The organism is Pseudomonas sp. TMP9, assembly GCF_037943105.1.
In the GTDB taxonomy this organism is placed as follows: Bacteria; Pseudomonadota; Gammaproteobacteria; order Pseudomonadales; family Pseudomonadaceae; genus Aquipseudomonas.
Genome location: NZ_CP149803.1, coordinates 3,076,107 through 3,089,846, shown reverse-complemented (window position 1 = coordinate 3,089,846; position 13,740 = coordinate 3,076,107). Strand labels below are relative to the sequence as shown.

Here is a 13,740-nt window from a genome sequence, read left to right as displayed (position 1 = left end):
GTTGATTACCAACAGCGGTCAACGTCGGTTGCCCCTTTGGTGCCGCGGCTATCCAATGTTAGGTTGCCGCACTCGTTATCTTGCAATTGAGGCCCTGCACGAGTGGCTGTTAACGTTACGCAACGAGCAATAGTGCTACCGCCACATGCGGCAGCAGTTATGTTGTAACGACGGTCATCGGACGGGACAGCCGCATCGGCTGCCACACCATAAACCAAGCCACCAACACCTAAGTTGGTCACATAGGTCTGGTTTTGTGAGTAGAAGCGCTCCTGTGCCTGCAGTATCTCCATTAGTTTTGCCTGGCCGTCAGCACGGCCAGAGCGCAGAACATAGTTCTGATAACTGGGATAAGCGATAGCAGCAAGGATGCCAATAATCGCTATCACAATCATCAGTTCAATGAGGCTGAAGCCTTGTTGCTTCATCAATTTTCTCTCCAGTAAGTCGCTTTAACTGCATCTCCGGCTCGGCAGATTTCGGCGCCGTCTACGCAATCGTTACGCAGAATTTCAGTGCCTATAAGTACTGTGGGCTTACCCTCGGAGAGAATAACCGATGGGGTTGGAGGAATGCCTGAGCGTTTTAGGTCAAAGCTGCGTACTGGGGTCTTGGTACCATCAGCGGCTGTTTCAGTATACAAAGCGCTTGCGTCGATCAAGCTGAGTGCGTAGCCGCGGCCCCGGCCTACGTCTGAACCGCAGGTGGAAACAGCTTGGCCGCGAGGGCTGAACGTACTAAACAGTACGGCACCACGGAAGGAGATCGAAGAAGAAAGAACCTTCTCACCCTTAGGCAGTTTCAGATAGAAGCCTTTACTGGCTGCAAGCAGATTAGTATTTGGGGTATAGCTGTTACCCGGTGTCAGCTTGGCGTATTCAGCGTCGATTTTGCTGCGCAGGTCGGGTAAGCCCGTTGCTAAGTTCGACGCATTGTCCAGTGCTTGATCAATCAAATACTGGTAGGCGTCGAAGTAAGTTGGGGAAGCTATTTTTGTTTGCAGTTCTGTAAGTTGAGTCGTTGAAAGCAGTGTGCCTGAAACAGTGTAGGGTTTTGCGGCTATTGCATCTGCATCACTCTGTAATGCTGCGCCGGAGGCAACTAGCGCTGCTTGCTCAGATAGCAAAATGGTAATCTGATTCACAATAGTTTGGCTGTTGAGCGCAGCAGCTTTAAGTGACGTAGCGTTGGCAGCATCGTCACGGGCAAGAAGCTCTGCGTAATCGATTCCGGCCACAGTAGGCATAGCCGTGATATCAACATCAGTCTGCATAGCTAGTAAAGCGGGCTTAATGACATCCGCAGTGGCTCCCGGTAAGTCGAGAGCTGTCTTGATTGCGGCGAGCAATGAATCCAACTTGCTTGGTGTGCCTGCATTGAGAGCAGTTCGTAGATTAAGGGAAGCTATATTATTAGTTGTATATGTTTCGCGCAGCAGCTGCAGATTAGCTTCGAGTGCCGGCAAGTTATTATCATCGAAATTAGGATCTGCTTTTTGGCTGGCGATAAAGTTTTCTTGAGTTTTTACAAGTGCGAATCCATCATCCAGTATTTTCTGCAAGTTAGTTAATTCTGCATACTCAATCGCTAATTCATTGCGCACCATTAAGAGATCTGCAGTGTTGGTGCCAACTTCAGGCAGGCCTGACGCGTCCAGATACAGCTGTTGCAGTTGCGCCAACACTATTTGAGCTTTCTCAAGGCTGCTCTGCAGTGTGCTTTGCTGCTGTAGATTCTCGTTATTATCGAGAATATAGGGAGCATCATTAAGGATGTCATCGATTTGTTTTTGCCGCTCGTTGGCATCACTCAATGCTTGGGAGGCTCCGTTTTGCTTAGCGGTGTGGTTAGAGCTGACTTTATAGTCAACAAAATTTTGGCGTGCAGTATCAACTGTGTTGTTGAGTGCCTGCATTTGCCCTTCAAGTGTTTGTATATTTGCTTGGATAGTCGCTGTATCTGTTGCGCTAAGATCAAAACCAGTGACGTTGGTCAGATCAGACTCGGTGATGGTGGTATAGGCGCTGGGTGTGTTGAATACATTGCTGTCACGCAACACGTAGAAGCGATCATTGGTGTCTGTATTAAGTGGGCTTTCACGGAAGCCTGAGCCAATAGAAACTGTGAAGTAGGTCTTGCCGCCACGCTCACGGATGAGGGCTACGTCAGGTGAGCCGAAGAAGCGGCGGTTATCCGCAGCGGTGGCTCCACCAAGTTGGGCAATACGGCCGCCAGTGGCAAAAGTAGGGCCAATGCCGGTGTTGGCATTGTTGATGTCAAAGCGGAAGATTTGGCCACCCAAGTCAGAAGCGTAAACGATGTCAGCTAAGCCATCACCATTGATATCAACAATTGTAGGGTCAGCCGGCATGCTGTTGGTCATGGTTGCAATTTTAAGATTAGCCCCGGTATCGCTGCTGCTCCCTGCGCGCCACAGCAGTTTGCCGGTTTCTGCATCAGCCATATAAAGTGCGTTACCGATGCTGTCCGCTTTTGGAACGTTAGTACCGATGGTGTCGTGATTCTTGTCGTAGCCACCGCTAAAGATTAGTACCTTAGTCTTTGCGTTATTGATATTCACGTCAGCCAGTTTAGGTGCCGAGAAAGTCATACCTAACTTTTCAAAGCCTGGGGTTGGTGCAGCGGCGTAAGCACCTTTGATCATCCATTTAAAGGCCGGTGCATTGATAGCGCTGACATCCAGGGCATAGTAATTGCTGCCGCCTCGACGCATTCCAGCGTAGAGCGTTACTTTTTCAACTGTGCGGCTTTTATTTGTAATGTCAGCAGCGGTAGGTTCCCGGTATTTAGTCCATAGATTGATTTGGCCATCCATGCCGTACTTTTTGCTATTGGAGCCTTTTGCATTAGTCAGATAGGCCCCAGGGTTGGGTAGGAGCTCTTTAGGAATAAACGCAAATTTTTCGTCACCAGTTTTAGGGTCAATTGCATGGATAAAGCCCTCGTTGGAGCCAAAGAACATGTACAGCTGTTCGGGTGAGGTCAGCGGCGCACTGGTTACGCGACTAAGGTCCTCGTCGGTCACGTATGCAACTAACTTTGGCTCGTTATGCAGGACGTCGGCAATAGCCAAGCGGTTAGTGTTATCAATATTCTTGCCTCGCGCCCAACTAATGAACTGATCCTTTTGGGTGTTGCTAGTGGCGCCCAGCATAGTATTGGTGAGCAAACTATTAGCTGTAGTTAATTTGTAATTATTAGCATTGAGGCTTATAGAACCTGTGACGCCAGCTGCAGCCGTGGCAGTTCTGTCGGCACCTGTCCAAGTAAAGATATTACGTGTATCAGGATTGAGCAGGCGGCCTGCCACTCCACCTTTGGCAACATCGCTGCCATCAGGTGTAGCTGACCAGAAACTGGAGGCACTGTTGCTGAAGAAGCCGGTGCTGTTGTCAATGGCGGCATTATTGTTCTGGTCGACAATCAACGGACTGCCGTTAATATCTTGACCCAGCTTGTAACGTTTGACGTTACCCGGCCAATTGGCACCTTCTGCCGGGCGAAAAAGCGCGTAATAAAGATCGTTGCGAAAGCCTAAGTTGTTAAAGGCGCTCACTGCTACGCTGGGGGCAGCGAATGAGGTATTTTCCGCTGTAATGTCAACAATAATGGCTTTCAGAGCTTCTGTCAGACCGGATACATTATCTGCCGTGTAGTATCGGCCCCCACCTGCTGCTGCTGCATTTTGGAGTAAGGGAAGATTGACGGCGAAACCTACAAAGTGGGAAGTGACTGTTTGGCTTCGGTTCGTTGGATCAGAAAAAGGCGCAGGCGCTGGGAAGAGATCCTGATTAGCCATGTATTCGGCGAGATGTGGCAAGCACTGACCATTACTATTACCGCAACTAGAAGCTGGGTAAAGGGTGTTTTTACTAGTGACCAGTGTCTTTACTGCTGAATTAGAGCCTACGTCGACGGTGGGTTCACCATCAGTTACATAAATAATGTGCGACTTCTGACAGCTGTGTTCTATCGGCGAAATATATTTGTCACCGCTTCTAGATGACGCAACACTCTTATCCCCCCATACTCGGTTTTGCCCCACCATATAACGGTAGGCTTCGTAGTAGGTTTCCAGCATTGGTGTATTACCGCTTGCAGGTATATCGTCTACGGTATCCTGCATAGAGTCAGCGTTCGTGGTTGTTAGGCGTCGAACGGGGCTTAGGATATACCCGCCGTCGTTACCATCGAAGCGCATAAAGCCAACGTTTACATCCTCCTTTGCCTTTAAATCATTTAGCAAATTGTTCACTACACTTCGCATTACTTGGTTGCGGGTTCTATTTGTATTGCTAGGAGGTATAGCGCTGTTCGCGACCCTACTCCCCATTGACCCGGAGGAGTCGAGGATGAAAAGAATGTTTGGACGTACCTGCTGGTCAGCGGGTAAGTCTCTTGGTACGTATATCTCAGTGTCATCAGCCAAGGCGGTGTTAAAGGTAATAACACCGTAGAGAAAGGCGCTGATGCCTATGGCGACTGGTTTTAGTTTGAACATGGTCTTTCTCCAGTCTTAGTACATGGAAAATTTTAGGATATTATTTGGCGCTTGGTCGGTCACTGTTATAGCACCGGCCCAGTCGACTTTAGTCGCCAGCTCACTCATGGGGCGTAACTGGCCATTAATTTCCAATTCAGCGCCGGGATCGATGATCATGTTAGTGGCCGGACAATCTTGGCAGGTGTAGGCCAAGACACGACCGAGGCCTGAATCATTTGGGCTCCAGTTGACGATCAGGCGCTCCATTTCAATGATTCGAATCAAGGGTTCGGAGTCATTTTTATCTTGGGCAAAACTACTGAAACTTAGCAGTAGGCAGAACAAGGAAAAGTAGATGCGTATATTCATGATTATTTGCTCACTTATTGTTCTGGAATGTGATGCCCTGAGACTGCCAGGAGTAGGTCCCGCTTTCGAGTTCTGCTCGCGCGTTCATTTCAAAATCGATGCATATAAAGCGTTCAACGCTGGAGCCGTCATCGCAGGGTTTTTCTTGGGTGTAACGCACGGTATTTGAGGCTGCAAGTGTTCCAGTAATGGGGGTAACAGCTTGAGCAAGGCGTGAAGTTTTGGGCAGCATCGGCAGAGCGGTAAGATTAGCGCTAGTTTCTGCTGGCTGATTTATCGCCAGCAGAAGTGGAGCCCGGTTTGCAAGATTGGTATTGAAAGCTAACAACTGCGCGCGCAGTTCATTTTGTGCCTGCTGGAATACTTGATTACGGAACTGGCTATTGCTGGCCATGCGTTCCTCAAAAGTAGAAAAGCGCATGGCAGTTACGCCAGCGATCGTTAATACCAGCAAGAAAACCAGAGCCACAATTAACGTGGCACCCTTCTGTGTGCGAGATTGTGTGTGCAGGTTGCGCATGGTTCGCCTCAAAAGGTGTTCTTCAGCTGAATGGTGGTGCTAAAAATTTGCCGGGCCCGGTTATCTGTAAATGTGATCGGGGCAGCATCAAGCAGCACAAAGTTTCGCCCGGCAGGTGCCGGCGTTAAGGTATTGATTGAATTGGCTAGCACGGCAATGCGCACTGCTTTTACGTTATTCCAGTTGGTAACTTGGTCGGCTGATATGTACTGGTTGGCGCTTCTAGCATCACCGCTGGTGTTAATGCCGTAGAGGACCTGCAGGCTATCCACCCCAGATATCAATTCTTGCGCTGAGGGGCCTGAGGTCCAACTGCCTGTCGTATCATTAAATTTATAAGCACGACATCCTAGTGCTGCAGGTGCTGTGGCTGTTGCAGGGATGATTGAGTAATGGTTTATCACCATCATGTTGTTTTCAGTAATAGTGTTGCCTAAGCAATCGCGCCGCGCTGCGTCAGTAATCGGGGGTTGAAAAACAAATGCCACGCTATCAGGGTCATTACCGCTACCTGAGCTTGTGCAGAGCTCAGTTGGGATAGTGCTTGGTAGGCCTGAACATGATGGGCGGACTAAGGCTAGCGGCTTACCACCCTCAAAAACTGGTTCCACATAGCCAGCTAATCGTGCGCTGCGTGCAATAAACTCAAGAGCGAAACGACCGTTTTCCTGCAGTCTGCCCATGGCTTCGTTGGCAGCATAGGTTTGCCGGCTGGATAGAAAAACTTGGACAACCCCGGTCATCAGCAGTAAACCCAGAGCCATTGCAACCATCAACTCGACAAGAGAAAGACCGAGCTGGGTGCGCCGCATCTTTGCGAATGTGTGAATGTTCATCGGCGCACCTCAAAAGCGGGGATGCCAGGTGCAAAGGTATTTTTGCCCGCGCGGCCGAGCCAGAAACCTTGCAGGGTGAGGGTGTTTCCTGCGGCTACGGCGCTCAGGGTTATATTGTTGTCAGGCGCAGTAACAAAGTCGCGGCTTGTAAAACGCGCATTAATTGTATTCGACGCCAAATCCGCATAACTGCACTGGGCTTCCCAGCGGTCAAAAGCAGCCATTTCGGCAGCGGTACAGTTCGTTGCGGTGACTCTCGCTGAGGTCGCAGGGTCGTAATAATCCGCACAGCGATTTGCTGGAGCATTGGCGCAATTGGGTGCGGCAGCGTATTGAGCTGCAGTGCCAGCAGGATTGGCGCGAATACGCTCGGCAATATCCTGCAATATCCAAGTGGACTGAGAGCGCTGAGCGCTGTCGCTCGAACCTTGCAGAGCATTGAGTTGCAGCGCGGCTAAACCAAGCATGCCTACCGTAAAGATCAGTAGGGTAATTAGGACTTCGATCAAGGAGCTGCCGGTTTGTTGTGAGCTAGTAATGTGCATGAGCAGTCTCTTCCTAATCAGGAGCATGCCGCGTCACGAGTGACTGGGCGAATGCTGGGGCGACCTTGGCGATTGATGTCAATGCAGCGAGCATCGGTAGAGGCAGTTTTCAACTTGGCCGAGGTGATTTTGAAGTCTCTGCTCACGCAGCTCCCGCAAGTCCCGTCGCGTTGAAAAATCAGTCGATTGGCGCCTGTCTGTAGAAAATTACTATTAACCGCAACCCCGCTTCTGGTTTGGAAGCTGCGCAGACGGTTAGCACTTAAGCAATTAGCCATACTGTCCGCCGGGCCAACACACCAGCCATCAGCCCAGCCTGCGGCAGCATTAGTTGCAGGTAATACGGCAATTTCACGGTTGAGCTTGACCGCTTCAGAGCGAGCGAACGTAAGTGCAAGCATTAACTCGCTAGCCTGACCGCTAACTTTTTGGCGTACGACAAAATCACCCATAGCGGGTACTGCCAAACCCAGTATCACGCCCAAGATGGCGACTGTGATCATCAGCTCAATCAGGGTGAATCCTTTACTTCTTAGCATGACGGGTCTCTTTGTGATTCTTTGTTGGTTATGTTCCTTGTACGAGCCTCTCTACTCAAGCCAGCTTTGATGGCTGGCTTTATTGGCTGGCCGAGTGGTCTGTTTTCGCTTTCCCAATCGTTGATAAATGTTGAATCGTTGATCGCGGCGGTCAGGGGCAGCGTGCTCCTTCCTTTGACGTTTTCACGCGGCCCTGACGGTTGATCACCATTGTGCCGCTGCGTGCAGTGGGGCTGGAGGGACAAATACTCATGGTGCCGTTGCTGACGAACGTTACGCCTTGGTTGCTGAAGTGGATCGAGTTGTTTGGCAGCATGCCGCGCCAATTTAGCCTGATGCTTTCGGGTACATAAATTGTACTGAAAACATTTTCTCCAGCGTCAAGCTCGCGGTTGCCGTTAGTGTCAATAAAGCTACTGATGCTTCCGCTCCAGCTTTGCTGGCATTTACCCTCTTCTGTCAGCGGGCATAGGGTGACTCGATGTTGGCTGGTCATTGCCAGGTAGCGGGCTTTATAAGTCATGCTGAACAGTTCAGATTGCAGACTTTGCAATTTTTGCTGCTCGTGCCAGACGGAGAGCGCTGGGGTTGCAATACCCATTAGTAGGGCAAGGAGGGCGAGGGTAATGAGTAATTCAAGCAGGCTGTAGCCATGTATTTTGTAGCGTCTCATCCTGAGTACCTAATGGGGCTGTCCTTGAAGTTTTTTAGAGTAGAACAAAATCTGAATTATCCCAGTTGAGATGGAGCGCTTAGTTTTGCTTGATGTAATCGTTGCGGGTGGTGGCGTGTTGGGTCTGCTGACAGCTAGTAATCTTGCTGTTGCCGGGTGCCAAGTAACTTTGATTGAGTCTGGCTGTCTTGGCCAAGAATCCTCTTGGGCTGGCGGTGGCATTGTTTCGCCGCTTTACCCGTGGCGTTACAGCGCTGCTGTTACAGCGTTGGCGCATTGGTCGCAGGATTTTTATCCGCGTTTGGCTGAGCAGTTATTGGCGCAAACGCAGATTGATCCTGAGGTGTATGTCACTGGGCTTTATTGGCTGGACCTTGACGATGAAGCTGAGGCGCTGGCTTGGGCGCAGCGGCAGGGGCGGGCCCTTCAATCCGTCGATATAGCGAGTGTGCGGCGTGCAGTGCCGGCGCTGGCAGAAGGGTTTGGCCGGGCGGTGCAGATGGCGGATGTGGCCAATGTGCGTAATCCGCGCTTGGTTAAAGCGTTGCGGGCGGCGCTGCAGCAGATGCCCAATGTCACCGTGCATGAGCACTGTGCGGTCAGTGGTTTTATTCGCGAGGGTGGGCGTATCACGGGTGTGCACACCGCGCAGGGTGATATGCAGGCTGATCAGGTGGTGCTTGCGGCAGGGGCTTGGAGCGGTGAGTTGATGGCGACCCTTGGCATAGAGCTGCCCGTGGTGCCGGTAAAGGGGCAGATGATTTTGTACAAGTGCGCCGAGGATTTTTTGCCCGCCATGGTGCTGGCCAAGGGGCGTTATGCGATTCCGCGTCGTGACGGCCATATTTTGATTGGCAGCACGCTTGAGCATGCAGGTTTTGATAAAACGCCTACCCGCGAGGCGCTCGCCAGCTTGCAGGCTTCGGCGGTTGAGCTGTTGCCGGCACTGGCCGATGCAGATGTGGTGGGGCATTGGGCGGGCTTACGGCCGGGCTCGCCTGAAGGCATCCCGTTTATCGGGCCGGTGCCCGGGCATGACGGGTTGTGGCTGAATTGTGGGCATTACCGCAATGGCTTGGTGTTGGCGCCGGCATCCTGCCAATTACTGGCGGACTTAATGCTGGGCCGTGAGCCGATTGTTGACCCAGCGCCTTATGCGCCGGCGGGCAGGTTAAGCCCCTCTCCCTAGCCCTCTCCCCAGGGGGGCGAGGGGATTAGTCGGTTGTTGGTTCAGGAGCGGTGTGTGAGGTACACAGAGTGGGACTGCTTGTAGTGGTCTTGTTTACACTTTCTTTAGCCTTCTCCCAGGTGAAGCGAGGAGAGGGGATAGAGGTGCTGCTCAATCAATGCCGAGTTTTTTCAGGCGATAGCGCATCGAGCGGAAGCTTAGGCCTAGGCGTTGCGCGGCGGCGGTGCGGTTCCAGCGGGTTTCCTCCAGCGCCTGCATGATCAATTTACGCTCGATGGCTTCTAGGTGGTCTTCTAAATTGTCGACCTGTGCGAGGCTGGTTTCGCCGCTTTCATTGGTGGGGCTGCAATCGGCTAAGCGGAGGTCGCTGGCGCTGATGCGGTCGTCTTCACACAGGGTATAGGCACGCTCGAGCATGTTCTCCAGCTCGCGCACGTTGCCGGGGAAGCGGTAGCTCTTGAGCTTTTCCAGTGCCTCTTCATCCAGCTTGGCGGCGCTTATGCCGGTGCCTTCGGCCAGGCGCTTGAGCATGCTGTCGGCGAGTAGGGCGATGTCTTCACGGCGCTCGCGCAGGGCAGGCACGCGCAGTTCAATGACGTTAAGGCGGTAGTAAAGGTCTTGGCGGAAGCGCTCAGCGGCGACTTCTGCGGCCAAGTCTTTATGGGTGGCGCAGAGGATGCGCACATCGACGATGACTTCCTGTTGGCCGCCCACCGTGCGCACGGCTTTTTCCTGGATGGCGCGTAGCAGTTTGACCTGCATCGGCAGTGGCAGATCGGCGACCTCATCAAGGAACAGCGTGCCGCCATTGGCTGCCTGGAACAGGCCTTGTTTGTCTTCGATGGCGCCGGTAAAGCTGCCTTTTTTGTGGCCGAAAAACTCACTTTCCATCAACTCGGTCGGAATGGCGCCGCAGTTGACCGGCACAAACGGTTGTTCGCCGCGCGAGCCTTGTTCGTGGATCAGGCGAGCCACCAGTTCCTTGCCGCTGCCGGACTCGCCGCTGATATACACCGGGGCTTGGCTGCGAGCCAGTTTGAGGATTTGTTTGCGCAAGGTCTTCATCGGTGGCGATTCGCCAAGCAGGCGGCTGTCCACTGGCAGCTCTTCGCCATCGGCGCTGCGCAGGCGCAGAGCGGCGGCGACAAGTTCGCGCAAGCGTGTGAGGTCGACGGGCTTGGTTAGGAAGTCGAATGCGCCGGCTTTTAAGGCGTTGATGGCGGTGTCGAGGCTGCCATAGGCGGTGATCATTGCCACCGGCACCTGCGGATGGCGTTGCAAGATGTGCTGCACCAACTCCAGGCCAGTGCCGTCGGGCAGGCGCATGTCGGTCAGGCACAGATCAAACGGCTCTTTGGCCAGCCATTCGCGGGCTTCTTTGACGTTGCGTGCGCTGCGGGTGTCGATTTTCATTCGGCCTAGGGTGATTTCCAGGAGTTCGCGAATATCGGGTTCGTCATCGACGATCAGGGCTCTCTGGCGGGTCATGGTCAGCTCAGTTTGCGCGGGTGGGCGAAGGTGATGCGCAGGCAGCTGCCGCCACCTTCGCGCACTTTATAGTCGAGGCGGGCTTGGTTGCTCTCGCACAGTTCGCGAGACAAATACAGGCCCAGGCCAGTGCCTTTGGTTTCAGTGGTGTAGAAGGGCTCAAAGATGTGATGCAGTTGATCGTCGGCAATCCCTGGGCCGTCATCCAGCACCTCAAGCACCGGTAATTCGCTGTCTCGATCGCGGAACAGTTTCAGCCAGACCTGCCCCTGTTTGTTCTTTTGCGCGCTGTAGCGCAGGCCATTTTCCACGAGGTTGCTGAGTACTTGGGTGAGCTGGTGCGGGTCCATACGGGTTTGGATGCTACCGCTGCTGGTTTCCAGGTGCAGTGTATGGTTGGGCGCGGCGCGGGTACGGAACTCGCTGGCAAAACGGTGCAGCCAGTATTTTAAATCGAGCAATTGCGGCTCGGCTTGGCGCCGCCGTGACAGTTGCAGGACGTTCTCGATCACCATATTCATGCGCTGCGAGTGATCTTGAATGATTTGCGCCAAGCGCAGGTCTGCCCCGGCTAATTCTTCCGACTCTTGCAGCAGCTGCGCGGCGTGACTGATGGCGCCCAGCGGGTTGCGAATCTCGTGGGCGATGCCGGCCGTCAAGCGACCTAACGAGGCGAGCTTGAGTTGCTGTGCCTGTTGGGCGATTTGCGAGATGTCATCTAGGAAAATCAGCGTGTGTTTGCGCTCGCCGCGCTGCAGGGCGATAAAGCTCGGCTGCAACACGCGCCCGTCTGGTTCGGCTTGCAGGCTGGCAGGGCGCAGGCTTGGGTTGTATAGCCACTGCTGCATGCGTTTGATCAATTGCGGGCAATGCGGGTCAAGGATTTTCCCGGTTAGGTCGGCATGCCCAAGTAGGTGGTTGGCGCCTTGGTTGGCCAGCAGCACGCGATGCACTTCATCCAGCACCAGAATGCCGGTGCGCATGCGCTGCAATATCAACGCGTTCAACGCTTCTAGGTTGGCGACATCGGCGGCACGCTGCTCGGCCAAGCGTTCGCTGGTTTGCACGCGGCGGGTCAGGCCCTGCACAAACAGGGCTGCCGCAAAACACAGCGCGCCAAACGCCCCCACTTGCACGTATTGGGCGGAAGCGCCTGGCCGGCTGAGGCTGAGGTAGAAGGTCAGGTAGATCATGCCAATGGCGGCAACGGCTGCAATCAGCAAGCCGATGCGGCCACGCAAGAGAATATTGGCGATCGCCACGGCCACGATTAACAAGTTGCCGATGCCGCTGGGCGTGCCGCCGGCGGCGTAGAACAGGCCGGAGAGCAGCACCACATCCACCAACGCCAAGCTAAACACCTGCGCCAGACGTTTGGGTTGACGCAGGGTGACGATGACTAAAACGTTGAGCACCAGGTACAACCAACTGCCGTTACGAAACAGCGTCGGGTGGGCCATTTCCAATAATTCGGTGTCGAGGTTGCTGGATACCAACAACACCAAGGTAATGCCGATAATCAGCCGGTACAGGTGGTAGAGCCGCAAAACCCGCCAGCTTTGTTCCCCGCTGAGGGCGAACTCAGTCCCCACTGGAGTGTGGGCCTTGCTCTAAGTGCGCTTGGCTGCAAAACCAGCGTTCATCTTTAACCAGCGCCAGGTCGCGGGGCACGTGGGTGCCGCACTGCTCGCAGCGCACCATCGGCGTGGGGTTTGTGCGGTCGGTGGGTTTGTTGCTGCGAGGGGCGGTTGGCTGAGTAAAACGCCGCCATAACCAAAACGCGGCAGCGATGATGGCAACCAACAACAGTAAGCGGAACAGGCCCATGGCGATCTCTTCTTATCAGTAGGCTGGCAGTTTAGCTAACCCGCCTGCACGCGCCCAGCGCTGAACGTGTTGCCAACGATGTAGGCGAATTATGTGGCAGCAGGAGCAGTTTTGGCGGCGATGTTTCTAATTAAGCGTTATTCACCTGCCCGCATGTATAGGTCGCTGATCGTCAGCCCAAACGCGCCCCAGAAAAAAGGGAGGCTTTATCGCCTCCCTCTTTTATGCGTATTGATGATTTAGTCGAATAAGCCAAAGGTCAGGTAGCTGAACCACGAGCGGTTCGACTCTTGCTGCACTTCGCCGGCTTTTAGCTCATCTGGGATCTGCTCTTCAGCATCTTCGTATTGGCGAATCACGTCTTGGCTGGCGCGGGTTTCGCCCGGTGGCAGCGGTGTGTCGGTTTCGATCAGGCCCAATGTGGCTTTGGCCATCCAGGAGCGCGTGTCGGCTTCTTCTTCGCGGGGCACGAACTGACCGTCGACCAAGCTTGGGTGATCCGGGTAGTTGAGCTTGAGGGTTTCCAGGCTGGTGGCCGCTAGGTCATCCAGGGTCAGGCGCTGATAAGCCTCAGTCATAACGGCCAAGCCATCGCCTACAGCCGGCGTTTCTTGGAAGTTTTCCACCACATAACGACCGCGGTTTGCAGCAGCCACGTAAGCGTTGCGAGTCAGGTAGTAGTGCGCCACATGAATTTCATAGGCGGCCAGCAGGTTGCGCAGGTAAATCATGCGCTGCTTGGCATCCGGCGAGTAACGGCTGGTGGGGAAACGGCTGGTGAGCTGAGCGAACTCGTTGTAAGAGTCGCGGGCGGCGCCAGGGTCACGCTTGGTCATGTCCAGCGGGACGAAGCGCGCAATCAGGCCGCGGTCTTGGTCGAACGAGGCAAGGCCCTTGAGGTAGTAGGCGTAGTCAACGTTGGCGTGCTGTGGGTGCAGGCGAATAAAACGGTCAGCTGCAGATTTTGCGGCTTCCGGCTCAACGTTTTTGTAGTAGGCGTAAATCAGTTCCAGCTGGGCTTGCTCGGCATAGCGCCCGAACGGGTAGCGCGACTCCAGTGCCTTGAGCTTGGCCACTGCGGCGGTGTAGCTATTGTTGTCCAGGTCGGCTTGCGCCTGCTGGTACAGCTCGGTCTCGCTCAGGTTTTCGTCGACCACCTCTTTTGATGAGCAGGCGGCAGTGAGGGCGAGGATTACGATCAGCAGCAGGTGTTTCACTTGCATGGCGGCTTGCGTCCCTGTGACGGCGGC

General features: G+C 53.8%; 12 protein-coding genes. 1 reads left to right on the top strand and 11 read right to left on the bottom strand.

Annotated features, from left to right (window positions below; genetic code table 11):
• Window positions 1–5 precede the first annotated feature (5 nt).
• The 7 genes from WF513_RS14670 to WF513_RS14640 form a co-directional block, all read right to left on the bottom strand.
• Window positions 6–428, bottom strand: a complete 423-nt coding sequence (locus WF513_RS14670; protein ID WP_339080126.1) for a type IV pilin protein — start codon at window positions 426–428, stop codon at window positions 6–8.
• The gene (locus tag WF513_RS14665; protein ID WP_339080125.1) at window positions 428–4,522 is read right to left on the bottom strand and encodes a PilC/PilY family type IV pilus protein; all 4,095 of its coding nucleotides are present in this window, start codon (window positions 4,520–4,522) and stop codon (window positions 428–430) included. The genes WF513_RS14670 and WF513_RS14665 overlap by 1 nt, the downstream gene beginning before the upstream one ends.
• 15 nt (window positions 4,523–4,537) lie before the next feature.
• On the bottom strand, window positions 4,538–4,873 hold the full coding sequence (locus WF513_RS14660; RefSeq protein ID WP_339080124.1) for a hypothetical protein: 336 nt from the start codon (window positions 4,871–4,873) through the stop codon (window positions 4,538–4,540).
• 10 nt (window positions 4,874–4,883) lie between these two features.
• Window positions 4,884–5,393, bottom strand: a complete 510-nt coding sequence (locus tag WF513_RS14655; RefSeq protein WP_339080123.1) for a PilX N-terminal domain-containing pilus assembly protein — start codon at window positions 5,391–5,393, stop codon at window positions 4,884–4,886.
• Window positions 5,394–5,401: 8 nt separating this feature from the next.
• The gene (locus WF513_RS14650; RefSeq protein ID WP_339080122.1) at window positions 5,402–6,229 is read right to left on the bottom strand and encodes a PilW family protein; all 828 of its coding nucleotides are present in this window, start codon (window positions 6,227–6,229) and stop codon (window positions 5,402–5,404) included.
• Window positions 6,226–6,801, bottom strand: a complete 576-nt coding sequence (pilV, locus tag WF513_RS14645; RefSeq protein ID WP_339080121.1) for a type IV pilus modification protein PilV — start codon at window positions 6,799–6,801, stop codon at window positions 6,226–6,228. The genes WF513_RS14650 and pilV overlap by 4 nt, the downstream gene beginning before the upstream one ends.
• Before the next feature lie 663 nt (window positions 6,802–7,464).
• The gene (locus tag WF513_RS14640; protein WP_339080120.1) at window positions 7,465–7,986 is read right to left on the bottom strand and encodes a GspH/FimT family protein; all 522 of its coding nucleotides are present in this window, start codon (window positions 7,984–7,986) and stop codon (window positions 7,465–7,467) included.
• A gap of 70 nt (window positions 7,987–8,056) precedes the next feature.
• On the opposite strand from WF513_RS14640, the gene thiO reads away from it, so the two are divergent.
• Window positions 8,057–9,175, top strand: coding sequence for a glycine oxidase ThiO (gene thiO, locus WF513_RS14635; RefSeq protein WP_339080119.1), 1,119 nt, complete (start codon window positions 8,057–8,059; stop codon window positions 9,173–9,175).
• 150 nt (window positions 9,176–9,325) lie between these two features.
• On the opposite strand, the gene WF513_RS14630 is transcribed toward thiO, so the two are convergent.
• From WF513_RS14630 to WF513_RS14615, 4 genes are all read right to left on the bottom strand, one after another.
• A complete protein-coding gene (locus WF513_RS14630) occupies window positions 9,326–10,663 on the bottom strand; it encodes a sigma-54 dependent transcriptional regulator (protein WP_339080118.1) in 1,338 nt (445 codons plus the stop codon).
• Between the two features lie 2 nt (window positions 10,664–10,665).
• Window positions 10,666–12,255: an ATP-binding protein gene (locus WF513_RS14625; RefSeq protein WP_339080117.1), complete on the bottom strand. Its 1,590-nt coding sequence runs from the start codon at window positions 12,253–12,255 to the stop codon at window positions 10,666–10,668.
• Window positions 12,245–12,490 carry a PP0621 family protein gene (locus WF513_RS14620; protein ID WP_339080116.1) on the bottom strand — a complete coding sequence of 82 codons (246 nt, stop codon included), beginning with the start codon at window positions 12,488–12,490 and terminating at the stop codon, window positions 12,245–12,247. The genes WF513_RS14625 and WF513_RS14620 overlap by 11 nt, the downstream gene beginning before the upstream one ends.
• Window positions 12,491–12,729: 239 nt before the next feature.
• Window positions 12,730–13,713: an outer membrane protein assembly factor BamD gene (locus tag WF513_RS14615; RefSeq protein ID WP_339080115.1), complete on the bottom strand. Its 984-nt coding sequence runs from the start codon at window positions 13,711–13,713 to the stop codon at window positions 12,730–12,732.
• Window positions 13,714–13,740 lie beyond the last annotated feature (27 nt).